The sequence below is a fragment of the Lacisediminihabitans changchengi genome (genome assembly GCF_016634425.1).
Taxonomy (GTDB): domain Bacteria; phylum Actinomycetota; class Actinomycetes; order Actinomycetales; family Microbacteriaceae; genus Lacisediminihabitans; species Lacisediminihabitans changchengi.
The window spans coordinates 125,830-151,387 of the sequence record NZ_JAEPES010000006.1; the positions used below are offsets into that span (position 1 = coordinate 125,830).

Consider the following 25,558-nt stretch of genomic DNA (forward strand, 5'->3'; position numbering starts at 1 on the left):
CGAGCCTCACCCGGTGTTCTGCAGCCCGGCCGCGACCCCGCTGACGGACAGCAGTAGCAAGCGCTGAAGCTCGGGATCTGCTGCCGAACCCTCGGGCGCCGCGCGCAGACTCCGCAGCGCCCGCAGCTGCAGCAGCGACAGTGCGTCGACGTAGGGGCTGCGCATCTTCACGGCCCGCTGCAACACCGGACGATTTGCGAGCAGGTCGCCACCGCCGGCGATACGGATGACCCAGGAGCGGGTGAGATCCATCTCCTCGAGCACGAGCTGGGCCAGGTCGTCGCGGTCGCCCAGTGCGAGGAAGTGGCGGGCGATGCGGTCATCCGATTTGGCGAGTCCCATGGCGACGTTGTCGATCATGGTGCGGAAGAGTGGCCATTCACCGTACGCGGATGCCAGCAGCTTCTCATCCCCGACCGCGTCGAGTGCACTGCCCAGGCCGAACCAGCCGGCCAGGTTGATGCGGGCCTGGGTCCAGGAGAAGACCCACGGGATGGCCCGCAGATCTTCGAGCGACTCGACCGAGAGACCGCGCCGTGCCGGTCGTGAACCGAGGGCGAGCAGACCCAGTTCTTCCATCGGCGTGACGGTGGCGAACCACGGCGCGAAACCCGGAGCGTGGACGAGCTCGAAGAAGCGGGCGCGAGAGGTCTCGTCCATGGTCGCGGCGACGTCCGCGAAGCGGGTCGCGGCATCCTCGTTGCGCTTCTCGATGGACGGGGCGGATGCCAGCAGCACCGCCGCCGCGACCTGGTCGATGTGACGCATCGCGATGTCGTGGTCGCCGTAGCGCGCAAAGATCACCTCGCCCTGCTCGGTGAGCTTGAACCGGCCGTCGACGGAATGCGGTGGCTGGGCGAGGATCGCCGAGTTGGCCGGTCCGCCGCCGCGCCCGAGCGCTCCGCCGCGCCCGTGGAACAGGGTGAGCGTGATGTCGTTCTCGCGGGCCCACTGCGAGATCTCCCGCTGCGCCTGGTACAGCGCGAGGGTCGCACCAACTGGGCCGACATCCTTCGACGAGTCGGAGTAGCCGAGCATCACCTCGAGTCGACGGTCGGTCTCGTCGAGCCGCGCGGCGAATTCCGGAGTCTCGACGATCTGCGCCAGGATGCCCGGGGCCGCCTGCAGGTCGGCGAATGTCTCGAACAGGGGGATGACGTCGAGCACCGGGAGAGTGCCGTTCGGTCCGACCGCAGCCCGAGCGAGGCGGTACACATTGGTGAGGTCATCCGCAGACTGAGTGAACGAGACGATGTAGCGGCCAGCGGCCCTCGGCCCGTACCGCTTCTGGATCTGCGCGATCGCGCGCACCACCTCGAGGGCTTCCTCCGCCACGTCGCTGAGCGGCTCGCCCGACTCGAGCTCGGCGAGCACCGCGCGGTGTACGGCCGAGTGCTGACGCACCTCGAGCTCGGCGAGGTGGAAGCCGAACGTCTCCACCTGCCAGATGAACTGCTGCAGCTGGCCGTACGCGTGCCGGCCGGCGCCGGCGCTCACCAGCGATTGCTGCACGATCTCGAGGTCTGCGAGCAGCTGGGCCGGGTCGCGGTAGGCGAGGTCTGCGTCGCGGGTGCGGGTGGCCGCAATGCGACGGGCGATCAACAGCAGGATGCGGCGGTGCGGTTCGTTCGGTGAGCGCTTGGCGATCTCCTTGGCCGCGTCCTCGTCCGCGGAGCGCAGGCGCTGCCAGAGGGCGAGCAGCGCGTCCGATGGCGGGGTGGTGGTGGCGTCGAGTGTGAGACCACGCCCGACGCGACTGGCCGTGCGCTCGAGGCCAAGCAGCACGTGTTCGCTCGCGATTCCGGCGGCCTTCTTGGTGACGGATGCCGTGACGAACGGGTTGCCGTCCCGGTCGCCGCCGACCCATGTGCCAAGCCGCACGAACGAGCGCACCAGCGGCGGTTCGTCACGGGGGTGCTCGCCGTGGAGCACGTCCTCTATGCGCTGATAGACCTCCGGAATCGCGGTGTAGAGGGTCTCGTCGAAGACCGCCATGATCGAGCGCACCTCGTCGGTGGGGGCCGGCTTGTCGGTGCGCAGCGGCGCGGTCCGCCACAGCGTGTCGACCTCCTCGAGCATGCCGCGCTCGATCCGCGCCTCGGCGGCACCACCGCGCGAGAGGTCGCGCTCGACCAGAAACTCCGACAGCCGGCGGATGCTGCTCGACACCGCACGACGCCGCGCCTCGGTGGGGTGCGCGGTGAACACCGGGTGGAAGCGCATGGTCTGCAGGCGCTCGGTCGCGGCATCCGTTCCGATCTCCGTCGCAAGCTGCGCGAACGCGCTGCCGATCGACGATGACGGGTCGGCGTTTCTGGGCTCGCCGTTGCGCTCGCGCAGGAGGCGCACGCGTTGATGTTCCTCGGCCAGGTTTACCAGGTGGAAGTAGGCGGTAAAGGCTCGGGCGACCTCGTCAGCGCGCTGGATCGTGAAGCTCTCGACGATCTCCACCGCCCGCGCGAAGGCTTCGGGCGTCTCGTCCGTATACGCCTGGATGGTGGCGAGTCTCAGCCGCTCGACGTCGTCGTAGAGCCCGTCGGATCCGCTCTCGCGCAGCACTCGACCGAGCAGATCGCCGAGCAGATGCACGTCGGCGCGCATCGCACTCGGGATGCGATGTTCGGCTTCGAAACGCCCCACGAGGTCGGTGGCAGCAAGATCAGCGGGGGCCGCGGAGGTCGAGTCGTCCATGCGTCAACGCTACCGGGCTGATGTTTCGCGATTGTGCACGCGGCCTGACAGGTCGAATGGTCACGCCGCCAGGTGGAATGTGCTCGCGAACCGGTCGAGCAGCTCGCCCGGTCCGTGCAGCACCTCTACAACTCCGGTCTCGATCGCACGACCGGGGGCGAGTTCGCCCGAGATGAGGCGACGGATGTCCGCCCCCGTCGTAAAGGCGAGGTCGACGGGTCCATCCCCCCGCGTCACATCGAGGCGCACGCCGTCGACCCGGATCAGCAGCTCGGCTGGCCCCACCCGCGCCGAGTATGCGGTCGACGGCAGCTCCGCCGCGACGAGCGGGCGAAAGGCGGTGCGGAGGTCCATGGTCATCGAATCGGGGGTGATGATCTGCTCGTCCCGTGGCTCGCCCAGGGTCTTGAACCCCCACGCTCCGAGGGCGAGCACCACGGGTTCGAGCTCGCGCCCGTACGGCGTGAGCTCGTAGACGATGACGCGGGACCGCGGCATCCGTCTGAGGATTCCGGCCTCCTGCAGCTCTTTGAGCCGCGCCGCCAGGATATTGCTGGGGATGCGCGGCAGACCCACGGCCAGCTCGCCGTAGCGGCGCGGCCCGACGAGCAGGTCGCGCACGATCAGTAGCGCCCAGCGTTCGCCGATCAGCTCGAGAGCGCGGGTGATTCCGCCGTATTGGCCGTAATCACGGGCGGCCACGCGGCCTCAGGCCTGCCGCTCGGCGTACGCCTCCGGGCCCTGCTCGGCGGCGACCGGATCCATCCAGCCAAAGTCGATCGGATTGCCATCGGGGTCGGTCAGGCCGTGCTGGTACATAAAGCCGTAGTCGGTCGGCTCTCCGGCGACCGTGCCGCCGGCTGCGATTCCCGCGGCGACGGCGGCATCGACGGCCTCACGGCTATCGAAGAAGATCGAGGTGCCGGAGGTCGGGCTTACCGCTGGGTCGCCGATGGGTAGCTGCGCTTGCGACTGGAAGAACTCGCGAGTCTCGATCATGAAATAACTGTGGCCCTCTTCGACGACGACGCAGGCGGCATTGTGGTCGGTGAAGGTGGGATTGATGGTGAAACCGATCGCGGTGTAGAACGCTTTCGCCCGCTCAAGGTCGGTCACGGGCAGGATGACGAAAATTCCGGTGACGCTCATGATGCGATTCCTTTCGAGACCCGTCGTTGGGTGCCTGCAACACTTGCAAAAAACAAGTGAATCGTCAAGACCCCAGATCGCAGCCGTGCGGTCACGCCGAGCTACCCCCGGCGGGCGAACCAGCCCGCCAGCAGCGCGTGCAGCAGGGGCAGTGCCGAGGCGATCATCAGGATGGTGCCGAGCACCACAGCGTCGGGGCGCAGCAAGACGCCCCCGATCAGCAGTGCGGCGAACGCCACCGCGGAGACGAGCCGGCGCGTGGTGCGCTCGATGCTCTCCAGACGCCGTTCGAGCTTTGGCGTCTGCACGATGACGGTGCCCTCTTCGATGCGAGTGATGACGCTGTCGATGCGACCGGGAAGTCGCGATATCACCCCCGCGGTGGAGAGAACCTGCTTCGCGGCCGCCTGCACGGCATTGCCGCTCTCCTCGCGAATCAGCTTCGCCGAGTACGGCTCCACCGCATCCCAGATGTTGAAGGCAGGGTCGAGCGAGCTGCACATCCCCGAGGTGAGCGACAGTGCGCGCACGATGAGCAGAAAGTTCTCGGGAAGCTGCACCGGAAGCGTGCGCACCAGGTCACCGAACTCCGTGGCGAAGACCCGGAACTCGCGCGGATCGACCTGCTGCAACTCTGCGAACCCCATGCCGCCGAATCGCGCGAAGATGGCGGTCATCGCCCGTTCGAGTTCGACCGTGTCGGCCGAGGGCAGCAGCACCCCGATATCCCGCACGCCGTCGACCATTCCCTTGCCATTGCGCGAGGCCGCGGCGATCAAAATCTTGCGCAGACCCGCCCGCAACATCGTCGGAACCTCGCCCATCATGCCGAAGTCGACGAAGGTGAACACCCACGGGCGATCACCGCCCTCGGTCGGGGTGACGAAGATGTTGCCGGGGTGCGGGTCGGCGTGAAAGTAACCACGGTCGAACAGCTGGTCGAACATGACGCTGGCGAACTCGGTAGCCACATCGGCGGGGTCGATGCCGGCCGCTCGCAGAGCGTCGACATCGTTGATCTTGATCGCGGTGACATCCTGCATCGTGAGCACGCGGCGGGTGGTGCGCTCCCACACGGTCTCGGGAACACGCACCCGGCGGTCATCGGCGAAGTCTGCTTCGAAGCGCTCGCCGTTGCTTGCCTCGTTCAGGTAATCGATCTCTTCGAGGCTGGTGATGGCGAACTCCTCGACGAGTTGGGGCATGTCCACGCGGTCGTACACCAGGCGCACGTGGCTGAGCCAGCCGCCGACCCGACGCAGTGCGGCGAGGTCGACGTCGACGATGGTGTCGATGCCGGGGCGTTGGATCTTGACGACCACGTCGGCGAGGCCGGTCTCCGCGGCATCCGTTCCGGAGAGTCGGGCACGGTGCACCTGGCCGAGGGATGCCGCGGCAAGCGGCACCGGGTCGATAAAACTGAACGCGCGCTCGAGCGACAAGCCCAACTCGCGCTCTGCGAGCGCCTGAATAGCGGGGAACGGTACCGCGGGCACCTCGTCTTGCAGTCCTTCGAGTTCTTTCGTGATCTCGGGCGGCAGCACGTCGAGCCGGGACGACATGAACTGGCCGACCTTGATCATCAGGCCGCCGAGGTCGACCGCGAGCACATGGAAATGCTGGGCGATTCGCTGCAACCGCCTCGATCGGCGGCGTGCGGAGAGCCGTGCGAGGCCGATACGGGGCAGGAACAGTTCAAACCACCAGGTCTGAGCGAGGTACCGCGCGGCGAACCAGAGGATGCGGCGCGATCGTGCCTTCATCGTGGCGACGTCGGTCTTACCGTCGCCGTGAAGCCGTCGTTCTGGGGGCACCCGTCAGTCCTGGGCGAGGATGGCGAACAGCTTGCGCCGCGCCTCGGCGAGCACGGCAACTGCCTGCTCCACCTGCTCGGGGCTGCCGGTGCGTGCCACCGTCGCGGTTGCTTGCGCGAGATCGATGCCGGCCCTCGGCAGAGCGCCCGCGCGATGCTGGGTCGGCTGCGCTTCCCACGGCGAGGGCCCGTCCGCGGTCATGCCGGCAACCCGCCGGCCCTCGTCCGTGAGGGAGTAGGTCTTACGGCCCTCGACCTGGTCTGCCTGGCCGAGTCCCTCGTCGACGAGTAACTGGAGTTCGGGGTAGACCGCGCCGGGCGTCGGAGTCCAGGCTCCACCACTGCGCTCCTGAATGGCGGAGATCAGCTGTGATCCCGTCATCGGCTGTTCCGAGAGCAGGGCGAGAAGAGCCGCGCGCACGTCGCGCCGCGCTCCTGTGGCGCCGGGCATCCGATCGAAGAACTGGCCACGGAGCTGCTCGAGCTGCGCCCAGATCGCGCCGCCCGGCCAGCCGTCCCCGCTTCCTCCGCGAAATCCTGTGAACCCGTCGCCTGTGAATGCACCGCTCATGATGTCCTCCTCCGCGCTCGGGCCACTCGGCTCGGCGTTGTGCTTGACCGTATCCCTCGAACCTGGATGTCGCGAGGGCGTCAGCATGCTCGCGACAGCCGGTCTGCCCGCGCGACTAGCGTCGGCAGGCGGTGCGGGCCGGGCATCCGTCGCACGGTGTCCGCGATCTCGAGCGCGTCCACGCCGATTGCGGTGACAAACAGGGGACGGATGCTGCGGCCGCGCGTCACCGGGACCGCTGAGGCATTGCCGCTGAACGCGGTCTTCGCGATCCCGACCACGGCGTAGCGTCCGCCGTAGTGATGCCAGAGATGCCAGCCGAGGCCTGGCCTGGCGTCGGCGTCGAGGAACACGTACCCGTCGACGACCAGGCAGCCGACGTCGGCGGCGCGGCGCTCTAATTCGTCGACGGCGGCGACGAGCGAGGGGAGCTCCCGCTCGAAGAAGGCGCCGCTGCGGTACGGCGCGACTCCATGCGTGTCGACGGTGAACTCGAGAGTAGGCAGTTCGGATGTCCACCCGTCGGCGACGACGCAGGCGCAGCGCGCATCGTCCCCGCCGTAGCGCACATCGAGCAAGGCGAGCCCGTCCATGCATCCCATCCTCGCTGTTATTCGACCGCGGCACCGGCGTTGTGCGGCCACCGGGCGTCGAAAGGGTTATCGAGACGAACTCCCCTCGAATCCACTCGACGAAAGAGGCCCCGTGCCAGAGTCCACCCGCCGCTCGCTGGGCGGCACTCCGAAGGATCAGAACACCGAGCTTCTACTGAAAAACCCGCGGGGGTAGGCCCTCGGCAGGTCAGGCGAAGGCGCGGACTGCGCTCACGCGGAGGAGGTCGAGTTTGTCGGCATCCGTCGATCCCGGAACCGCCGTATAGACCACGATCTTCAGGTCGCTGCCTGGCGCGGTCAGCACGTCGCAATCGACGGTGATCGCGCCGACCAGCACATTGTGGATGGTCTTGCGTGACTCGCGGTGCTCACCGAAGCCGGCCGAGTTCCAGAGGCGTTCGAACTCCTCCGACTGCGAGCGCAGGTCGGCGACGAGTGAGGTGAGGGCGACGTCATCCGGATACCGCGTGACCGCGACGTGCGCATCGCAGACCAGGTCGCGGTGGAACTGCTCGCCGTGCTCCTGGCTGTAGCTCACCGGCGACTCGTGACCGGTGAACTGCTTCCAGAGCAGGTTGCCCGCGCGGCCGCCGGTCGGCAGCGCTTCGCCGAACAGGGTCACCCAGAGATCGTTGACGAGCAGGGTGTCCCAGGCGGCGGAGAACACCGACACCGGCACCTCTCCCAGGCGATCGACGATGTGCTGCACCCCGGGCGTGACGTGCCGCGGCACCATGGTGCGCGTCGGAACGGCGACCCCGCCCATGCGGTACAGATGGTCACGCTCTTCGTCGGTGAGCCGCAGCGCCCGGGCGAGTGACGCGAGCACCTGCGGAGACGGATGCTTCGCCCGCCCCTGCTCGAGCCGCACGATGTAGTCGACGCTCAGGTTGGCCAGCATCGCCAGCTCCTCGCGCCGGAGCCCCGGTGATCGCCGATCGCCGCCGCCGGGCAGCCCCGCTTCGACGGGGGAGACGCGATCGCGCCAGGCGCGCAGCACGGTACCGAGTTCTGTCATGACTCCATCATGCTCCGGCCCCCTGACGATCGGGTGGTACCCGCAGTGCCAGCAAATCAGCTGGCGGCTCCCGCAGTCTCGAAGCATGACAACAACACTCATCACTGGGGCCAACAAGGGCCTCGGACTCGAAACCGCCCGCCGCCTCATCGAGGCGGGGCACACCGTCTACGCCGGCATGCGCGACACCTCGAAGGCAACGGATGCTGCCGCTCTCGGTGCCCACATCGTGCAGCTCGACGTGACCGACCAGGCATCCGTCGATGCGGCAATCGCGTCGCTTCCCGCCCTCGACGTGCTGATCAACAACGCCGGCATCACCGGGCCGCAGGCGACGGTCGAGGAGTTCGGCGCCGACGAGCTGCACTCCGTCCTCGACACGAACGTCTACTCGATCGTGCGCGTGACGCAGGCCGCGCTCCCTCTACTCTCCGCCTCTGACCACCCGGTGATCGTGAACGTCGCAAGCGGTCTCGGCTTCCCACGCTTCGTCATGGACCCCGACCGCGTCGAGTCATCGGTGCTGACCCTCGGCTACACGACGTCCAAGGCCGCCGTGATCATGCTCGGTATCCAGTACTCCAAGCTGCTGCCGGGAATGCGCGTCAACACCATCGATCCGGGTTACACCGCCACCGATCTCAACGGCAAAAGTGGCCCCCAGACCGTGACCGAGGGAACGGATGCCGTGGTCGCCATGGCCACGATCGCCGCCGACGGCCCCACCGGCACCTTCAGCGACCGGGATGGGGTCATCGCGTACTGAGGGGTACCGTCCACCGCATGGCAGAGCTGAAGGTCGGGGATCGGGTGTCGTGGAACACTTCCCAGGGTCGAACCCAGGGCAGGATCGCGGAGCGGAAGACCGCGGACTTCGAGTTCGACGGTCAACGTTTCACGGCATCCGCCGACGAGCCCGCGTTCATCATCACGTCGGAGAAGACCGGGGCTCAGGCTGCGCATAAAGGATCGGCGCTGCGCACGCTCGCCGGCTAGCCGTCAGCAGGCTGGTGGGCGGCGCACCCGGTTTGTACGCTGGGCAGATGTCACCGTCGCCGCAGGACGTGCTGCGCTTCGTCCCTGCCAACGAGGCGAGTTGGGACGACCTGCAGGCGATCCTCACGGGCATGGCTTCGCACTGCCACTGCACCCGGGAGCGACTCGGAGATGGCGACTACTTTCCGATGCCCGAGCACGAGCGGGCGGCGCTGTTCCGGGCCGAGACCCACTGCGGCGACCCGCGCGCGACTGAGACGATCGGCGTCGTCGGCTACCTCGACGACGACCCGGTCGCCTGGTGTGCGGTCGACCGGAGGTCGGATTACGGTCGTGTGCGCGGGTCTCCGGTGCCGTGGAAGGGTCGCCACGAAGACAAGGATGATGACAGGGTCTGGGCGATTCCGTGCATGGTCGTACGCCGGGGGTTCCGTGGTCGCGGGTTCACCGGGCAGCTGGTGAAAGCCGCCGTGCGGCACGCTCGGGAGCGTGGTGCCGAGGCGATCGAGGGCTACCCGATGCTCACCGAGGGCCGAGAGGTCACCTGGGACGAGTTCCGGGTCGGCCCGGTGAGCGCCTTCACGGCGGCAGGGTTCAGCGAGGTGTCGCACCCGACCAAGCGTCGCGTGGTGATGCGGCTGGAGTTCTGAACGTTATAGCGGATCGGCCTCGGCCAGCTCCCTGACGTCGGTGGATCAGCAGGGCGAGGCGATGGCGACTCGGGCGGTCGAGCTGCTGCTCGAGCGGATCCGCGGTCGCACTACAGCCCTCCACGAGATGTTCTTCCCGAGCTTGCAGGTGCGCGGATCGACTCGTCCGGTCGCGGACAGAGCCGTCTAGTCAGTCCTGAGGCGCGATCAGACAGAACGGATGCCCGGCCGGGTCGAGGTAGACGCGGAATGTGGGGGTCTCCGATCCGGCCTTGGTCGCCCCGATCTCCAGCACCGCCGCTTCCCCGGCCTCCAGGTCGTTGACCTTCACGTCGATGTGCATCTGCTGCGGGATATCCTGCCCCGGCCACTGTGGCGGCGTGTAGTTCTCGACCTGTTGGAACGCGATCAGCGGGCGCGTGCCGCCCGGCGGAACGATCTCGGCCCAGTCGGCGTCGTACCCGACGATCTCCGCGCCGAGCAGCGCGGAGTAAAAGCGGGCGAGCTGCTGCGGGTCGGGGCAGTCGATGACAAGGGATTCGTATGATCCGATCATGCCGACACGATATTCCGGGGTACCGAAATCCGCTAGGCCTTCGACGACCCGAGCCGGTAGAAGACGAACGGAACGGCGGATGCGATGCAACTGACGGCCGGCACGATCGTGATCGAGGCGAAGACGATGTTCTGCATGACGGGAGTGATGGTCACCCCGTCCTCGTAGCCCGCGAGCACCACGAAGACGCCGAATACGAGCACCGACAGGGCTCCCATGATCTTCGAGACGAAGGTGAGCGTGGCGAACGAGATTCCGTCGTTGCGCACACCGGTGCGCGCTTCGGAGTCGTCAACGGCATCGGCGATCATGGTCGCCTGCACCACCAGGAAGATCCCGAGCGTGAGACCGGTGAGGAAGATGAACACCACCATGCCGAGGATGCTGCGGTACCCGACCAGGTACAGCGCGACGTAGAACACTGCCCCCACCAGCGAGCTCCCGATGACCAGGGTGCGGGAGGTCATCAGGCGGAGGAGCAACGGAGTGAGGAACGCGGCGATGACGATGCCCAGAATGATCGCGGCACCGATCAGCGTGAAGTATGCCGGGTCTCCGTACGCGATCACGGCGAACACCGCGCCGCCCGCCTGCACGATGTTGCGCCCGAATCCCAGCACCGAGCCCAGCAGCACCATCAACAGCGGGGTGTTGCGAAACAGCGTGCCGAACAGCTGCCGGAAGCTCAGGCGCGTCGTTGCGACGGTCTCGCGCTCGCGAGTGAAGAAGAATGCGAGCGAGAACAACGCCATGCCGACTATGGCGACCAGGAAGACCGCGCGCGACCATCCTCCGGCGTTCGTCGTGAGGTCGAAGCTCAGAGCCTGGGCGAGGTACGGCAGCCCGAGGGTGGCGAGCCCGAGCGAGATGGCGCCGAAGGCGCGCACCCGCGAGACGATCCGGGTGCGAACCATCGGGTCGGGGAAGGCCGAACCGATCAGCGCCCAGAACGGAACGTCGCACACGGTGTACGTGAGTCCCCACAGCAGGTACGCGATGCCGAAGAAGACGAGTTGCGCCGGCTCCGCGACATCCGGAACCGTGAACAGCAGACCGGTGAGCACCGCGACCGGGAGGGCAGAGAACAGGATGAACGGCCGCAGCTTTCCCCATCTGGTCCGGGTGCGATCGATGATGCTGCCCATCACCGGATCGCTGACGGCGTCGACGATCTTGGCCACGGTGATGATCGTCGTGACCACCGCGATCCCGGCAGTCGAAACGTGGACGTACTGGATCAGGTAGACGAGGATGAACGTCGTCACCGTGGTGAGGATGACGTTCTGCCCGAAGCCGGCCGCCACGATCGCATTGCCCTGCAGGCTCGGGGAGATGACCCGAGGGGGTTTCACGGCGGTCACGGCTCAGCCCTCCAGCAGGATCGTCTTGATCTCGAACGGCGTGAACTCGAGCCGCTCCAGATCGATGGCGCCGATCGGCTGTTCCATGAGGTCGGTCTCGGTGGCGGTCGCGTGTGGGATCGTCGTCTGCAGCGAGGTCGTGGTCGGCGCTCCGAGACTTTCGTACAGTCGCAGGATGACGCCGCCTCCCGTCTCGGCCCGCTTGATGGTCTCCACGATCACACCCCGCTGATCCACGGCGGCGAGGCTGTGCTGCTCGATCCCCTGGGCGAGGAGCAGCGGGTTGTTGAGGCGATAGCCGTCGGAGATCACGTCGGCTAGGTCGGTGAAGGGGCGGAACGCATAGGTGAGGCGATGGATCCCGCGGTCGGCGGTCTTGTCGGGGAAAGTCGGGGAGCGCAGCAGATTCAGACTGATGAGTCCGCTCTTCGCCCGATGGCCGTACTTTCCGTCGTTGAGCAACGCGAACCCGCCGCCGCTGTCTTCGGTGGCGATCCACCTGTGTGCGACCACTTCGAACTGCGCTCGCTCCACGTCGTCGCGCTCGAGGGTGGTGCGCTCGATGTGGCCGAACTGGATCTCGCACTTGGCTGTATCGCCGTAGTGGACCGGGCGGAACTCCGTCCGGAGCATGTGGTGCCTCTCCCGCCAATTTATGGTGGTCTCGAATCGCACCAGCTGACTTCCCGCTTCCAGCACGACCAGTTGCGTGATCGAGCCTCGTCCCCAGCGGTACACCTGCCGCCGCACCACGCGCGGGCCGTCGATGTACGTTTCGACCTCGCTCGGCCGCAGCGTGCGCGGCGTGCGCCGGAGGTACTTCTGGCCGATGTCCCAGGCATCGAAAGGGAACTGGTACGGGTCGCGGTGCAGCACCAGGCGATTCATGCCGTTCGCGGCATGTTGGGCGCCGGACGCGTCGACGCACGACGTGATCTCCCCGGACGCAACGAATCGGAGGGTCAGTTCCCCGTTCGAGATGGTGTCAGCAGTGAAGGTCAGCCCCTCGACCTCCCCGCCTGGCTCGAGTAGCGCAGATGCATACGGATTGACGGTGGCGACCTGCCAGTCGCCGTCGACCTGCACGTGTTCCCGGCGGGGGATGGAGGTCAGATTGAGTGCCGCGAGGTCGCCCTGTGGTCGGGGGATCCGGTCGATGAGCTCCGCCGCGTAATCATCCAGTTCACCTTCGATTCGAGTCAGCGTCTCTATCGCCTCGCGGTTGACGCGGGCGATCGACGAGCCGGGAAGGATGTCGTGGAAGTGCCCGAGCAGCACATCGCGCCAGTGCTGCCGCAGCTCCGCACCGCTGTCCGTTCCCACCATGACCGCGAGCGCTTCGGCCTCGTGCAGCTTGCGCTCGACGATGCGGTTCCGTCGCTTGATCTGTGCCTGGGTCGTATACGTACCCTGATGGGTTTCCAAGTAGAGCTCTCCGCGATGGGTGTGCGCCACGTGCATTGTCTCGAGCCGACGGAAGAACGCGCTCGCCGTGGAGTAGACGACTTTCGGCAGGCCACGCAGATCGTGTTCGCGACCGGTGACCTCGAGGTGGATCTCTCCCGGGCCGCCGCCTCCGTCGCCCGAGCCGTAGACGAGCAGCGCGGTATTGAGCGCCTTCTCCGGGTATTGCGCGAGCCCGCGCAGGAGACCATCGGCGGCGCCCCGGCTGTTGTAGTCGCCCTCGGGCGGCATGTGCACGAGCACGCTCGAGCCGTCGATCCCCTCCCAGCGGAAGGTGCGATGGGGGAAGACGGTGACTTTGTTCCAGGCGAGTTTGATGGTTTGGAACCAGTCCATACCGCTCTTGGTGAGGATCTGCGGGAGGTTGCCGCTGTAGCCGAAGGTGTCGGGAAGCCAGCACAACCGCATGTCCTCGGGCTGCAGTCCGAACTCGTCCGCGAGGAAGCGGCGGCCGACCAGCGATTGCCGCACCAGCGACTCTCCGCCCGGAAGATTGGTGTCGGTCTCCACCCAGAATGAGCCCTGCAACTCGAGGCGCCCGGCGGCTACCGCCTTCTTCACGCGCTCGAAGATCGCGGGATGCTGCTGCCGCATCCATTCGAGCTGCTGCGGCTGGCTCGTGCCGTAGAGGTAGTCGGGCGTCGCGTCGATTGTGTTGAGAGCACGCGTATAGGTGCGTGCGGCTTTGCGCCGCGTCTCGCGCAGCGGCCAGAGCCAGGCCATGTCGAGGTGTCCGTGGCCGACCGCGCTGTACACGAAGTCGCTCTCCGACGTCGCGGCGAGGTGCGGGGCGAGAGCGGCGCGGGCGGCTGGGATGTCGTGAGCCGTGAAGCGGGACCAGGCCGTTTTCAGCGCGAGGCGCAGATTCGCGGTGAGGGGGGCATCCGTCGTCGACCGGGCGAGCACGAGCAGCGTCAGGTAGTCGTAATAGAGGGAGTAGGTCTCGTCGTCGCGGCGACCCAGGAACGCCCCGTGGTAGGTGCCGCGCCCGAGCTCGTAGAGCAGCCAGCCGTTGTACGCGACATCGGCGTAGATCTCGATCGGGCCCGGTGCAACGCGCACCTGGTGGAGGGGCCGGAATCGTCCACCGCTGTGCGGAAGGTCGCCCTGTTGGAAAACCCGGCTGATCGCGTCGACGACGGTTCCATCGGGCAGATAGATGAGCCCCTCGCCCCGGATGCCGAGCATCACCACGTTGCCCTCGGAGTCGGCGGGAATCTCGCCGGTTATCCGCAGCCAGGCACAGTCGAGGGTCCTGCCGAACGTCGCGCCCGGCCGCAGCGGCGTGAAAGCCGACCGGTCGAGATCGGCGAAGGCGATCGGTTCGCTGGAGCGGATGACCTCCGCCGACAGCTCCGTGACCCTCGAGTACACCCGCTCTCGGATGCGCCGCAGCCTCCGGTATTCGCGCGGATCCTCCGCCGCGAGGCCGAATGTCCACGTGATGAGGTTGGGCATGCCGTGCCGGCCTCCTCCGCGCGTCGATGCCGCTTCGGTGCGGCATCAGGGAGCTCTCGGCCCGCGCGGCGCCAGCCTAGCCGACGGCCTACGCCCACACCCTCTGGGCGGCGTCTAACTCATGTGGAACTGCGGCACCACCAGGTAAATGTGCCGTACAGCACGGCGATAGCGTGGGTGGAGCTGGATGGCAAGCCGAGCCACCAGGTGCCGAGGTTCCAGGGCACCGCGCGGACCAGGCCAGCAAAGATCATGGTCGTGCTGATGTGCGGGATGCCCTTGGAGCTCTCGGTGAGAATGCCCGATGAGACGATCTTTGCCACCGCGGTGGAAAGGAAGGCGCCGACCAGATTGAGCACGGCGGAGATGAGCACGGCCACGACCGTCGCTACGGGACATCCTGCCCCGGCCGCTGCGGCCGCGGGGCGTTACTGCGGGGCGTTACTGCTGGGTGTTAATGCCGGATGTCCGCGGTCAGCGCGTCGACCAACCCGGGAAACCGCTCGTCCAGCTCGACCCGACGCAACTGGATGGCGTGGGTGCGCCCGTCGACGAGGGTTCGGGTGAGGCCCGCCTCTCGCAGCGTCTTGAAGTGATGTGCGAGCGTGGATTTCTGCACCTCGAAGCCCCACACCGGTGCGCTTTTCGGATGGGGTTTCCCATCGGCGAGCTCCTGCAGGATCTTGAGGCGAATCGGGTCAGCCAGGGCCTTCAGCACCTCGACGAGCTCGACATCGTTCATGTCGGGCACCGGATAGTCGGCAGACATTTCTCTCTCATATCGTTTGATGACGATCGAACTATGCTAGTGTCCACCGTATGACGAGTATCAAACAATCATACGCTCCGGCTGAGAATGCGGGGCTCTATCCACGACTGGCGATTCTCGCGGTCGGCCTCTTCGTGGTGGGCACCAACGCCTTCGTCATCGCCGGCCTCCTTCCCTCCATCGCGGCGACTCTGCACGTGCACGCCAGCGACGTCAGCTACTCCATCACCTTCTACGCGATCGTCGTCGCCGTGGCGGCTCCCGCCATCTCGATCTTCCTCGCCAGGATGTCGCGCACCACCCTCATGACCGCGGGGCTCGTTCTGCTGTCTCTCGGCACCGTGGTCGCCGCGCTCGCTCCCACGCTCGAGGTCTTCACCGCGGGTCGGATCGTCGCGGCCTTCGGCGGCGCGGCGCTCGTTCCCGTGGCCACCGCGGCGGCTGCTTCCCTCGCCTCCCCCGAGAGGCGGGGTCGTGCCATCGCCTTCGTGGGGGTCGGCTTCACGGCGGCAGTCGCGTTCGGCGCGCCGCTCGGTACTGCAATCGCAGCGATCGGCGGATGGCGCGTTCCCCTGTTCGGGCTCGCGGTGCTCGCCGCCCTGGTGGCCGTCGCGGTCGCTTTCGCAGTCCGGGGCATCCCGATCGGAGCGCCGGTGTCGGTTCGCCGCCGCTTCGCGATCCTCGCCGACCCCCGCATCCTGTTGGCTCTCGCCACCACCCTGCTCGTGATCGCCGGCTTCAACGTCGTCTACATCTTCAGCTCGGTGGTGACGGCAACCGCTACCGGAGGGTCCCCGTCCCTGCTCGCCGTGCTGCTGCTGATCTTCGGCGTCGCGGGGATCGGCGGAAACGTGGTGATCGGCCCGCTCACCGATCGCTTCGGCAGCCGCACCGTAGCCACGATCTTCATCGCGGTGCAGTTGGTCACGTTGCCATTGCTCCCCGTCGTCGCCGAGAGTTTTGTCGGCACCGCGGTGGTGTTCGCGGTGTGGGGGCTCGCCTCTAACGCCAGCCTGCTCCCGGTGCAGCATCGACTGATCGCTATCGACCCTGCGATGGCGGGGGTCGCGATCTCCTGGTTCTCGACGGCGATGTACGTCGGTATCGCGCTGGCGCCGATCGCGGGTGCTGCGGCTATGCGACTCGGGGGTGCCGAGTCGATTCCGGATGTCGGCGCCGCAGCCATCGCCCTGGCGGTCGTCGCCTTCCAGCTCGGCTGGGCTCGCCGCCGCACCGTGGAGGCCGTGGCAACGGCGTCCTGATTCTCGAACGGATCAGATGCCATCCGACTGCCGGCCGGAGTTTGCACGGCAATGCAGTGGAGAGTCGAAGGGGCCGATGTGGACTCACACCCGAAGTGAGTCCACATCGACCATCCCCTAGGGGATTTAGTCGCGATAGGTCGTCCCCCGACGACCTTTCGATGTGTCTCAGTATGCGTGCGAGCTTCTCGGGAAAAAAGCCCCCAAAACGGGGCATGTGCGCGATAACGAGGAAAGAGAGAGGTGCGGGGAGGGCCGATGCGGTTACGGGGGTTTGCCGCACGGCCCTCCCGCAAGCGCTGCAGTTCGGGGGGACTGCACCGCGGATACGTAGCGGAGACTCCGCGCATGCTCGGGGGGAAGCTGCGGAGCTCTATTCGGGTATCCATGCCGGGAAGTCGGGAACCATCCTCGGCAGTAGCTAAACCCTAGCGCGGTGTCCGCACTTAGGGGGACATCCCGCGATGCCCCAGAAAGGGGGCATTTTATTTGGGGAGCGATGTGCTATTTTGCCCGGCTACCAAGAGCTCACTGCCGGATGTGACACCGATCCTTTACTTCTCGGCGTCGCGCTCGTCCTTTTCGTCGCGCTCGTCCGTGGAACCGACGAGTGTCTCGTGCTAGAGGGTGAGCCGAACGAAGAGCGGCGAGCCCCAGAGCGAACTGGCGTGCTCAACGTATCGTCCCCAGGTGGGCGAGTTGAACATGCCGCCGGCGCCGTCGTAGATTCCGACGTGGCGGTGCGGCCACCAGACCAGGTCGCCGGCGACAGCCTGCGACTTGTCGATGACGACGCCGAGAGCGGCCTGTGCGTCTGCCGTCCGGGGCAGGCTGATGCCGAATCCGGCGAAAACGTACTGGGTATAGCCGTCGCACGAGAAGCTGGTGCTGGGGCTGTTTCCGGTGCCATAGGGCACCTGACCGACGAACTGGGCCGCGTATTCGAGCACTGCCGCACCGCTGTAGGCCTGCGAGGGCGGGGTGGCGCCAGAGAAGCGATTGACGGTCGAGGCTCGGAATACCGACGCGACTGCCACCGCGACAGGCTGCGGTTTGGTAACGGTATACGGATCTCGGGCCGATGCGGCTTGATCGACCGCGTCGAAGGCCGATACTGATTGAACAGCTGCAGTCCGCACCTCGTGGCTCGCCGGGGTTCCCAGGCTGGCATATGCCGGGAGTGCCGCTGTCGCGATAATTGCAGTCGCAGCGACAATGGCTCCCAGCTTGGCGATGGCATTAGTCATTTGTTCGAGCCTACGTCAGCGTGTCAAATCCGCGACACCCCTGGCAGATTTCTTGTGCCCCAGCACGGGCTTCCCTCGCGCCGGGCTGGCGTCTTTCACCGGCGTCCACGGTTCACGGCACCGCCGCACATGTCGGTGGTGCACGCAAGAATCGAGGAACACGACGACGCCAAGAATTAATCTGCGCGACACGCCGAAACACTAGATGTAGTGGAATGACATACCTGTCATTCCGGTTATATAGTGAGAACCCAAGACGGCGCCGGATCCCAGTCCAGGCACCGTGGGGGCATATTTTTTCGATCGACAGAGCTTTGCGACATAAGGAGGTCCACATGGACAACGACAACGACTTCGTCGGCGGCTACGCGGTACCGGTAGACCCGATGGACGACCTGCAGTGCGACAGCTGCCAGTAGGCCGTCACTAGAACCCCCATGAACCCCGGCGCTCCCAGGCGCCGGGGTTTCGTGCTTTAACGGTTTCGTGCATGAACCGCCCGCTGGTTAGGCTGGCACGCGTGTCAGTGAACCCCGATCTGCAGGGGCGGGTATTCCCGCCCACCGAGCCGTACCTCGTCGGCCGCGAGAAGATCCGTGAGTTCGCTCGCGCGGTTTACTCCGCCAGCCCCTTGAACACGGATGTCGCGGCCGCCCGCGCCGCCGGCTACAGCGACCTCGTCGCCCCGCCGACCTTCCCTGTCGTCATTCAGGAGGCGACCTTGCAGCAGCTTCTTGCAGAACCAGACGCCGGCATCGACTTCTCGCAGGTGGTGCACGGCGAGCAGCGGTTCAGCTACACGCGCCCTATCGTCGCCGGCGACGAACTCACCGCCACCCTCACCGTCTCCAGTGTGAAGAGCCTCGGCGGCAATTCGATGGTCACCGCAGACTCCTCGATCGTCGACGCCACCGGCGCCCACGTCGTGACCGCCATCTCCACCCTCGTGGTCAGGGGGGACGCATGAGCATCGACATCACCACCCTCGAGGTCGGTCAGATAGTCGCCAGCGGCGAGTTCCCGATCAGCCGTGGCTCGCTCGTTCGCTACGCCGGCGCATCCGGCGACTTCAACGACATCCACTACCGCGACGACATCGCCATCTCGGTCGGCCTTCCCGGAGTACTCGCCCACGGCATGCTCACGATGGGTGTCGCCGTGCAGCCGGTCATCGACTGGATCGGCGACCCGGGCAAGGTGCTCGACTACGGCGTGCGGTTCACCCGGCCGGTGCTCGTCGACGCCACTGAGGGCGCCCTGGTCACCGTGTCGGCCAAGATCGGCGCATTCGACGCCGAGAAGCAGACCGCCCGCGTCGACCTCACGGTCACCGCTGCAGACACCACGGTGCTCGGTAAGGCGCAGGTCGTCGTGAGCCTGGCGTGAGCCCGCTCGCCGATTTCACGACCCTGAAGGTAGGCGGCCCGGCCGCCGAACTGCTCGAGCCGACCACCCCCGACGAGCTCGTCGCCGCGGCGCGGCGCGTCTGGGACGGCGGCGGCGCCTGGCTCGTGTTGGGCGGCGGGTCGAACGTGGTGCTGGCGGATTCGGGGTTCGACGGCAGCGTCATCCGTGTCCGCACGCGGGGCATCGAGCAGTTGGCGACGGATGCTGACGGCCGAACGCACCTCCGCGTGCAGGCCGGCGAGCCCTGGGACGACCTCGTGGCGTATGCCGTCGCGCACGGACTCGCGGGGATCGAGGCGCTCTCCGGGATTCCCGGGTCGAGCGGGGCCGCGCCGATCCAGAACATCGGAGCGTACGGGCAGGAGATCGCCTCCGCGCTCGTCGCCGTCGATTTCATCGACGCCGTCACCGGAGACCGCGAGTGGCTCAGCGCCGACGAACTCGGCCTCGCCTACCGCACCTCACAGCTGAAGGCCGGGCGGCGGGGGCTCGTCGTCGCGATCGAACTGGCACTTGAGAAGACCGACGCGCTCAGCGCGCCGATCGCCTATCCACAGCTGGCCGGCGCGCTGGGCGTCGAGCTCGGAGCACGCCTGCCGCTGGCCGATGTGCGCGCGGCGGTGCTCGCGCTGCGCGCCTCCAAGGGGATGCTGCTCAACCCAGACGACCCCGACTCGGTGAGTGTCGGCTCCTTCTTCACCAACCCGATCGTGAGCGACGGCTTTGCGCGCGGCCTGCCGACGGACGCCCCGCGCTGGCCGGTGTCGCTGGACGGCGCGGATGACAGCACCATGGATGACGCCAGCGCAGTCGACCGCACGGTCAAACTCAGCGCGGCCTGGCTGATCGAGCACTCGGGCATCACGCGAGGTTTCCGCCTGCCGGGGTCGCGCATCGCGGTGTCGAGCAAGCACACGCTCGCGATCGTCAATACCGGCGGCGGCACGGCCGCGGAGGTGGGCGAGCTGGCGCGCTACATCCAGACCCGCGTGTTGACCGGCTTCGGAGTCATCCTGCAGCCAGAACCGATACTGGTCGGCGTCGAGGTATAGCGGGTCGGCTCTAGCGCTGTGTCGGTGGTCGCCGCTTGAATGGGCTGACCATCGAAGGAGACCGGATGATTCACGCCACGGGGTTGCAGCGCACCTTCGTCACGAAGAAAGGCCGCGAGAGGTCGATCGTCACGGCGGTCTCCGGGGTCGATATCGATGTTGCCGAGGGCGAGATCGTGGGCTTTCTCGGGCCGAACGGCGCGGGCAAGACCACGACGCTCCGCATGCTCACCACGCTGCTGAAGCCGACGGCCGGTACCGCCACCGTCGCCGGTCATGATCTGCTGGCCGACCCGGTGGCCGTACGTCGCAGCATCGGGTACGTCTCGCAGAGCGGATCGACCGGTCGCCAGGCGCGGGCGGGCGAGGAAATCGTGTCGCACGGAATGCTGTACGGCGTCAGCGCGCAACAGGCCACCGCCCGCGGTCGAGAGCTGTTCGACCAGCTCGACCTCGAGGGGCTGTGGGATCGCAAAGCCGGCGACATGAGCGGCGGGCAGCGTCGTCGCCTCGACATCGCCATGGGTCTGGTGCACGACCCGCGGTTGGTCTTTCTCGACGAACCGACCACAGGACTCGACCCGCAGGCGCGCGCCAACCTCTGGGTGCACATCTCCGACTTGCGGGAAAAGCGCGGCAGCACCGTCTTTCTCACCACGCACTACCTCGACGAGGCCGATGCTCTGTGCGACCGCATCCTGGTCATCGACCGGGGCGAGATCGTCGCGAGCGACACTCCCGACGCGCTCAAGCGCAGAGTCTCCGGCGACCTGGTCTCGCTCACCGTCAAGGGGCAGACGGATGTGGCGACCGCCGCCTTCACGCTGGCCGCGGTCTCCGACGGAGAGGTCTCCACCGACGGCCTCCAGGTCAGCGCGAGGGTGCGAGACGGCGGCACGGTGATGCCCGATCTGCTCCGGTCGCTCGACACCGCCGGCGTCGACCTCGACACCATCGCGCTCAACCGTCCAACCCTCGACGATGTCTTTCTGGCCATGACCGGCCGCTCCCTCCGAGAGGATGCATCATGAGTTTCGCCCGCGACACCGGAATCGTCTTCCGCCGCCAGCTGCGACTGTCGCTGCGGGAACCCGCGTGGGTGGCCATCGGTCTGCTGCAGCCGGTGCTCTACCTCGTGCTATTCGGCCCGCTGCTGAAGCCCATCGCCGCCCAGCTCGGCACCACCAACGCGTACACGCTGTTCGTGCCGGGGCTGCTGGTGCAGTTGGCCATCTTCGGGTCACTGTTCGTCGGCTTCGGACTGATCGGCGAGGTGCGCGATGGCGTGATCGAGGCCGAGCGCGTGACCCCGGCATCCCGCACCGCACTGCTGCTCGGTCGCGTGGTCAAAGACATGCTCACCCTTGCTGTGCAGGGAGCGATCCTCATCGCGCTCGGCTTCGCGTTCGGCATGACCGCTTCGCCGCTCGGCGTCGTGCTGGGCTATATCCTCGCGCTGTTGCTCACCGGGGCCGTCGCGTGCGCCGGGTATGCGCTGGCGCTTGCCGTGAAGACGGAGGATTCGCTGGCCGCGGTGGCGAACGGCGTGACCCTGCCGATCCTGCTGCTGAGCGGCATCCTGCTGCCGATGACCCTGGCGCCGCAGTGGCTGCAGGTGATTTCGGACATCATCCCGATAAAGCACATCGTCGATGGCATCCGCAATCTCTTCGCGGGCACCGACTGGACGCTCGGCACCACCTGGGCCGTGCTCTGGACCGCGGTGCTCGTCATCGCCGGAGTCTGGGTGGGCACGCGCACCTTCCGTCGCCAGAACGCGTAGCTAGCGCGGCAACAGCCCCAGCTCCATCGCGAGGGTGACCGCGCGGGTGCGGTCGCTCACGCCGAGCTTCTCGAAGACGTGGAGCAGGTGCGTCTTCACGGTCGCCTCGCTCAGGAACAGCGAGCGCGCGATCGCCGGATTGCTCTGGCCCTGCGCCACGAGCGCGAGCACCTCGGTCTCCCGCGGACTCAGGGCCACGGCCGCCGGCTTCGCCACCCGGCGCACCAGCAGCGCGGCGATCGACGGCGCGAGCGCCACCTCGCCGCGCGCGACCGACCGGATGCCGGCCAGAATCTCCTCCTGCGGCGCAGCCTTGAGCAGATAGCCGCTGGCGCCTGCCTCGATCGCGGTGAGGATCGACTCATCCGATTCGTAGGTGGTCAGCACGATCACGCGGATGTCCGGGGCCGCGGCGAGAATGCGCGCGGTGGCCGCGTCGCCGGTGAGGCCGGGCATCCGGAGGTCCATGAGCACGAGGTCGGGCCGCAGCGCAAGGGCGAGCTCGACCGCCTCGTCTCCGGCCGCCGCTTGCCCGACGACCTCGACATCCGGCGCCGTCTCGAGCAGGGCAACGATGCCGCTCCGCACGATCGGGTGGTCGTCGGCGACCAGCACGCGGATCACGGCGTCACCCCAGCCGGCAACGACACCGTCAGTGTCGTGCCGGTGCCTGGCGCGCTCGAGACCGCGAGGGTGCCGGCCACCAGAGCGAGTCGGTCGCGCATGCCGACCAGGCCGAAGCCGTCGTTCGGAAGGAGCGGGTCGAAGCCGACCCCGTCATCCGTCACCGTCATGGTGGCGCAGCCCTCCAGCCTGATGCTCACCGCCCGTGCGCGCGAGTGTTTGCGCACGTTGGCGAGCGACTCCTGGGCGCAGCGCAGCAGCACGACTTCGGCGTCGCGGTCGAATTCGCCGCTGATGTCGGCGGACACCGACACCCGGATGCCGGTCTCGCGATCGAAGCGCGCGCCCAGCCGGTCGAGGGCGGCCGCGATCCCGCCGCCGAGCTCCACCGGCGCACTGGACGCGACCAGCGAGCGAGTCTCGACCAAAGTCTCTCGGGCGCTCTCCTCGATCAATTCGAGGCGATCGCCGACCGCTCCGGTCTCTCCGGCCGCGAGCTCGCGCTGCGCCCGCTGCGACAACATCACCAGGCCGGTGAGGCTCTGCGCGATGGTGTCGTGGATCTCGCGGGCGAGACGTTCGCGCTCGCTGGTGACCCCGGCATCCCGGCTCAGCAGGGCGAGTTGGTCCTGGGTCTGGGTGAGTTCGTCGATCAGCAGCTTGCGCTCCGCGCTCAGCTCGGCGATGCGGGTGATCCAGGTGCCGAGCGCGAGGCTGCCCACCAGCGAGATCGCCTCGATGACGGCCGTGTTCGCGATGTTCTGCGGGTCGGTGCCGAGCACGATCAGAAAGCCCGCGGAGACGACGAGCGCCAGCGCCACATTGGCGACGATGGCCAACCGGGTGCTCTCGATCGCGACCCAGACGAGCGGGAAGGCGATCGCCTGGATGACCGCGAGGCTCGGCGAGCACGCGACGACCACGCCCGACAGCACGATCACGGTCGCCGAGAACGCGATGCCGGAGGTGCCATCCCGCAGCGCGCGGCGACCGTAGAGGACGTAGCAGGCGAGAAACAGCGCAAGCGCGATCCACGCTGTCATCTGCTGCCAGGGTCCGAATGGCCGAGTAACGCCGTTGATGGCGGCCAGCACGAGGATCGTGCCGACGACCAGCACGTTCCACCAGCGAGCGCCCGTCATCGTGTCAGCCTTGCAGACGTTCAGGAATCTTTGCGAATCCAGCGGAAGGTGAAGCGCGCCGCGATTAGCCCGCCGACCAGCCAGACGGCGAGCACGATGGCAACCCAGCCGAGGTTCCACTCGTTGCCCTGCTCCACCTGCTGAAAGCTGTCGGGCAGGAAGACATACCGCATGCCCTGTGCCATCCACTTGAGCGGGAAGACGGATGCCACGTTCTGCAACCACACCGGAAGCTGCGAGAACTGCAGATACACGCCGCTGATGAACTGCAGCACCAGCACGATCGGGATGATCACCGCCGTCGCGCTCTTCCCCGAGCGCGGGATGCGCGACAGCGCTATTCCCAGAACGGCCGAGGTGGTGATCCCGAGCAGGTACACCCAGACGAAAGTGCCCCAGCGGCCAGCATCCGTCGGCAGTTGCACCCCGAATGCGAAACGGGCGATCAGCAGCAGCAGCGCGATCTGTGCCAGCGACGTGATCAAGACCTGGCCGAACTTGCCGATGAAATACGACAGCACCGGCAACGGCGTGCCGGCCAGCCGCTTGAGTGTGCCATCGCCGCGTTCCACCGCGATGTCGACCGCGAGGTTCTGCACTCCGCTGAGCAGGATTCCGGCCGCGATCATGCCGGGCACGTAGAAGGCGGCCGCGGTGATTCCGCCGGAGCCGTCGGGGTTGGTGCCGAAGTTGCCGGCGGCACTGAAGGCGACCGAGAAGATCGACAGCATGACTATGGGAAACAGGAAGGTGAAGAAGACGGTGTCGCCCTGGCGGAAGTAGATTTTGGTCTCGTAGCGGGCACGGTCGAGGCCGAGTGCGATCGCGTTCATGCCAGCTCCTCCTGGATCAGTTCTGTCGATTGGGCGGAAGAGCCGATGTGGCCCGCCACGAGTTTCAGATACACGTCTTCGAGGCTGGGACGGATGACCTCGAGCCCCTCCGGTTCGCCGCCGGACGCCCCGTAGAGTCGCGCCACCACCGCGCCAGGTTCGAGGGTGCGCTCCTCGTGGACACCGGATGAGTCGCGCCACCGCACCAGGGGAGTGCGGGCATCCCTCCCCCCGATCTCGCCGATCGCGCCGATGTCGATGAGTTTGCCGCCCGCGATGACGCCCGCCCGATCGCCGAGTTGCGCCGCCTCGTCGAGATAGTGGGTGGTGAGCAGGATCGTGGTGCCTTCGCGCTTGAGCTCACGGATGAGGTCCCAGAACTCGTGGCGCGCCTCCGGGTCGAAACCGGTGGTGGGTTCGTCGAGGAAGAGCAACTCGGGTCGTCCGATGACGCCGAGCGCGACATCCACTCTGCGGCGTTGTCCGCCAGACAGCGCCTTGATGCGGGACTTGGCCTTCTCAGTGAGGCCGACCGCGGCGATTACCTCGTCGACGTCGCGGGGGTTCGGGTAGAAGCTGGCGAAGTGGGAGAGCTGTTCGCGCACGCTGACATTGCCACTCTCGCCGGTGGACTGCAGCACGATGCCGAGGCGGGCCTTCCAGTCGAGGCCGCCGTGCTGAGGATCGACGCCGAGCACGGTCGCCTCCCCACCGCTGCGGTCGCGGTAGCCCTCGAGGATCTCGATCGTGGTCGACTTGCCGGCGCCGTTCGGGCCGAGCAGGGCGAAGGTCTCGCCGCGCTCGATGTCGAAGCTGATGCCGTCGACAGCGGTGAATCCGGTGGAATAGGTCTTGCGCAGGTCTCGCACGCTCACGTGCTTCTCGCTGGTCATGTGACCATGGTGGCCGCACCCGGCCTCCGCGACAACGGTGCACCGGCTACAGCCGCATCGGTGAACCGGTGGATGCCGCGCTGCCGCCGCCCGCCGCCCTCCTCCTCCCCGTGCCCGCCGGGGGGGGCCCCCCCCCCCCCCCCCCCCCGGGGGGGGGGGGGGGGGGGGGGGGGGGGGGGGGGGGGGGGGGGGGGGGGGGGGGGGG

The 25,558-nt window shown here is 67.3% G+C and carries 25 protein-coding genes and 2 pseudogenes; 10 read left to right on the forward strand and 17 right to left on the reverse strand.

Annotation, left to right across the window (positions count from 1 at the left end):
• Positions 1–6 precede the first annotated feature (6 nt).
• The 7 genes from IV501_RS15595 to IV501_RS15625 all read right to left on the reverse strand — a co-directional run bounded on the left by IV501_RS15595 (position 7) and on the right by IV501_RS15625 (position 7,856).
• Positions 7–2,691: a phosphoenolpyruvate carboxylase gene (locus IV501_RS15595; RefSeq protein WP_200557245.1), complete on the reverse strand. Its 2,685-nt coding sequence runs from the start codon at positions 2,689–2,691 to the stop codon at positions 7–9.
• Between the two features lie 60 nt (positions 2,692–2,751).
• Positions 2,752–3,393 carry a winged helix-turn-helix transcriptional regulator gene (locus IV501_RS15600; protein WP_200557246.1) on the reverse strand — a complete coding sequence of 214 codons (642 nt, stop codon included), beginning with the start codon at positions 3,391–3,393 and terminating at the stop codon, positions 2,752–2,754.
• A gap of 6 nt (positions 3,394–3,399) precedes the next feature.
• Positions 3,400–3,840, reverse strand: a complete 441-nt coding sequence (locus IV501_RS15605) for a VOC family protein (protein WP_200557247.1) — start codon at positions 3,838–3,840, stop codon at positions 3,400–3,402.
• A gap of 101 nt (positions 3,841–3,941) precedes the next feature.
• A complete protein-coding gene (locus IV501_RS15610; protein ID WP_200557335.1) occupies positions 3,942–5,603 on the reverse strand; it encodes an ABC1 kinase family protein in 1,662 nt (553 codons plus the stop codon).
• 54 nt (positions 5,604–5,657) lie between these two features.
• Complete coding sequence (locus tag IV501_RS15615; protein WP_200557248.1) at positions 5,658–6,224, reverse strand: PadR family transcriptional regulator; 567 nt, start codon at positions 6,222–6,224, stop codon at positions 5,658–5,660.
• Positions 6,225–6,304: 80 nt separating this feature from the next.
• Positions 6,305–6,817 carry an endonuclease V gene (locus IV501_RS15620; protein ID WP_200557249.1) on the reverse strand — a complete coding sequence of 171 codons (513 nt, stop codon included), beginning with the start codon at positions 6,815–6,817 and terminating at the stop codon, positions 6,305–6,307.
• Between the two features lie 208 nt (positions 6,818–7,025).
• Complete coding sequence (locus tag IV501_RS15625) at positions 7,026–7,856, reverse strand: helix-turn-helix transcriptional regulator (protein WP_200557250.1); 831 nt, start codon at positions 7,854–7,856, stop codon at positions 7,026–7,028.
• An 85-nt stretch (positions 7,857–7,941) separates the two neighbouring features.
• On the opposite strand from IV501_RS15625, the gene IV501_RS15630 reads away from it, so the two are divergent.
• The 4 genes and pseudogenes from IV501_RS15630 to IV501_RS15645 all read left to right on the forward strand — a co-directional run.
• On the forward strand, positions 7,942–8,622 hold the full coding sequence (locus IV501_RS15630; protein WP_200557251.1) for an SDR family NAD(P)-dependent oxidoreductase: 681 nt from the start codon (positions 7,942–7,944) through the stop codon (positions 8,620–8,622).
• A gap of 17 nt (positions 8,623–8,639) precedes the next feature.
• Positions 8,640–8,852, forward strand: coding sequence for a hypervirulence associated TUDOR domain-containing protein (locus IV501_RS15635; protein WP_200557252.1), 213 nt, complete (start codon positions 8,640–8,642; stop codon positions 8,850–8,852).
• 47 nt (positions 8,853–8,899) lie between these two features.
• Positions 8,900–9,502 carry a GNAT family N-acetyltransferase gene (locus IV501_RS15640; protein WP_200557253.1) on the forward strand — a complete coding sequence of 201 codons (603 nt, stop codon included), beginning with the start codon at positions 8,900–8,902 and terminating at the stop codon, positions 9,500–9,502.
• A 25-nt stretch (positions 9,503–9,527) separates the two neighbouring features.
• Positions 9,528–9,692 (forward strand): annotated as a pseudogene (locus IV501_RS15645) (substrate-binding domain-containing protein); the annotation flags it as partial.
• Here IV501_RS15645 and IV501_RS15650 read toward each other — a convergent pair.
• The 5 genes and pseudogenes from IV501_RS15650 to IV501_RS15670 form a co-directional block, all read right to left on the reverse strand.
• Complete coding sequence (locus tag IV501_RS15650; RefSeq protein WP_200557254.1) at positions 9,693–10,058, reverse strand: VOC family protein; 366 nt, start codon at positions 10,056–10,058, stop codon at positions 9,693–9,695.
• 32 nt (positions 10,059–10,090) lie between these two features.
• Positions 10,091–11,419 carry an MFS transporter gene (locus tag IV501_RS15655; RefSeq protein WP_200557255.1) on the reverse strand — a complete coding sequence of 443 codons (1,329 nt, stop codon included), beginning with the start codon at positions 11,417–11,419 and terminating at the stop codon, positions 10,091–10,093.
• Between the two features lie 3 nt (positions 11,420–11,422).
• Positions 11,423–14,341, reverse strand: a complete 2,919-nt coding sequence (locus IV501_RS15660) for an alpha-mannosidase (RefSeq protein ID WP_200557256.1) — start codon at positions 14,339–14,341, stop codon at positions 11,423–11,425.
• A gap of 167 nt (positions 14,342–14,508) precedes the next feature.
• Positions 14,509–14,721 (reverse strand): annotated as a pseudogene (locus tag IV501_RS15665) (inorganic phosphate transporter); the annotation flags it as partial.
• Positions 14,722–14,795: 74 nt separating this feature from the next.
• A complete protein-coding gene (locus tag IV501_RS15670; protein WP_200557258.1) occupies positions 14,796–15,110 on the reverse strand; it encodes an ArsR/SmtB family transcription factor in 315 nt (104 codons plus the stop codon).
• A 50-nt stretch (positions 15,111–15,160) separates the two neighbouring features.
• On the opposite strand from IV501_RS15670, the gene IV501_RS15675 reads away from it, so the two are divergent.
• Positions 15,161–16,372, forward strand: coding sequence for an MFS transporter (locus IV501_RS15675; RefSeq protein ID WP_200557259.1), 1,212 nt, complete (start codon positions 15,161–15,163; stop codon positions 16,370–16,372).
• Positions 16,373–16,992: 620 nt separating this feature from the next.
• Here IV501_RS15675 and IV501_RS15680 read toward each other — a convergent pair.
• The gene (locus IV501_RS15680) at positions 16,993–17,619 is read right to left on the reverse strand and encodes a C40 family peptidase (protein WP_200557260.1); all 627 of its coding nucleotides are present in this window, start codon (positions 17,617–17,619) and stop codon (positions 16,993–16,995) included.
• Between the two features lie 520 nt (positions 17,620–18,139).
• On the opposite strand from IV501_RS15680, the gene IV501_RS15685 reads away from it, so the two are divergent.
• The 5 genes from IV501_RS15685 to IV501_RS15705 all read left to right on the forward strand — a co-directional run bounded on the left by IV501_RS15685 (position 18,140) and on the right by IV501_RS15705 (position 21,861).
• The gene (locus IV501_RS15685) at positions 18,140–18,586 is read left to right on the forward strand and encodes a MaoC family dehydratase N-terminal domain-containing protein (RefSeq protein WP_200557261.1); all 447 of its coding nucleotides are present in this window, start codon (positions 18,140–18,142) and stop codon (positions 18,584–18,586) included.
• Positions 18,583–19,005, forward strand: coding sequence for a MaoC family dehydratase (locus tag IV501_RS15690; RefSeq protein WP_200557262.1), 423 nt, complete (start codon positions 18,583–18,585; stop codon positions 19,003–19,005). Before IV501_RS15685 ends, IV501_RS15690 begins: the two co-directional genes overlap by 4 nt.
• Complete coding sequence (locus IV501_RS15695) at positions 19,002–20,078, forward strand: UDP-N-acetylmuramate dehydrogenase (RefSeq protein ID WP_200557263.1); 1,077 nt, start codon at positions 19,002–19,004, stop codon at positions 20,076–20,078. Before IV501_RS15690 ends, IV501_RS15695 begins: the two co-directional genes overlap by 4 nt.
• A gap of 65 nt (positions 20,079–20,143) precedes the next feature.
• Positions 20,144–21,109 (forward strand): ATP-binding cassette domain-containing protein, encoded by a 966-nt coding sequence (locus IV501_RS15700; RefSeq protein WP_200557264.1) that lies wholly within the window; start codon positions 20,144–20,146, stop codon positions 21,107–21,109.
• Entirely contained in the window at positions 21,106–21,861 is a 756-nt protein-coding gene (locus IV501_RS15705) for an ABC transporter permease (RefSeq protein WP_200557265.1), read from the forward strand. The genes IV501_RS15700 and IV501_RS15705 overlap by 4 nt, the downstream gene beginning before the upstream one ends.
• Here IV501_RS15705 and IV501_RS15710 read toward each other — a convergent pair whose 3' ends face one another.
• From IV501_RS15710 to IV501_RS15725, 4 genes are read right to left on the reverse strand one after another with little or no spacing between them, the layout of a single operon-like run.
• A complete protein-coding gene (locus IV501_RS15710; RefSeq protein WP_200557266.1) occupies positions 21,862–22,485 on the reverse strand; it encodes a response regulator in 624 nt (207 codons plus the stop codon).
• A complete protein-coding gene (locus IV501_RS15715) occupies positions 22,482–23,627 on the reverse strand; it encodes a sensor histidine kinase (protein WP_200557267.1) in 1,146 nt (381 codons plus the stop codon). Before IV501_RS15715 ends, IV501_RS15710 begins: the two co-directional genes overlap by 4 nt.
• A 20-nt stretch (positions 23,628–23,647) precedes the next feature.
• Entirely contained in the window at positions 23,648–24,460 is an 813-nt protein-coding gene (locus IV501_RS15720) for an ABC transporter permease (protein WP_200557268.1), read from the reverse strand.
• On the reverse strand, positions 24,457–25,353 hold the full coding sequence (locus tag IV501_RS15725; protein WP_200557269.1) for an ABC transporter ATP-binding protein: 897 nt from the start codon (positions 25,351–25,353) through the stop codon (positions 24,457–24,459). The genes IV501_RS15720 and IV501_RS15725 overlap by 4 nt, the downstream gene beginning before the upstream one ends.
• Positions 25,354–25,558 lie beyond the last annotated feature (205 nt).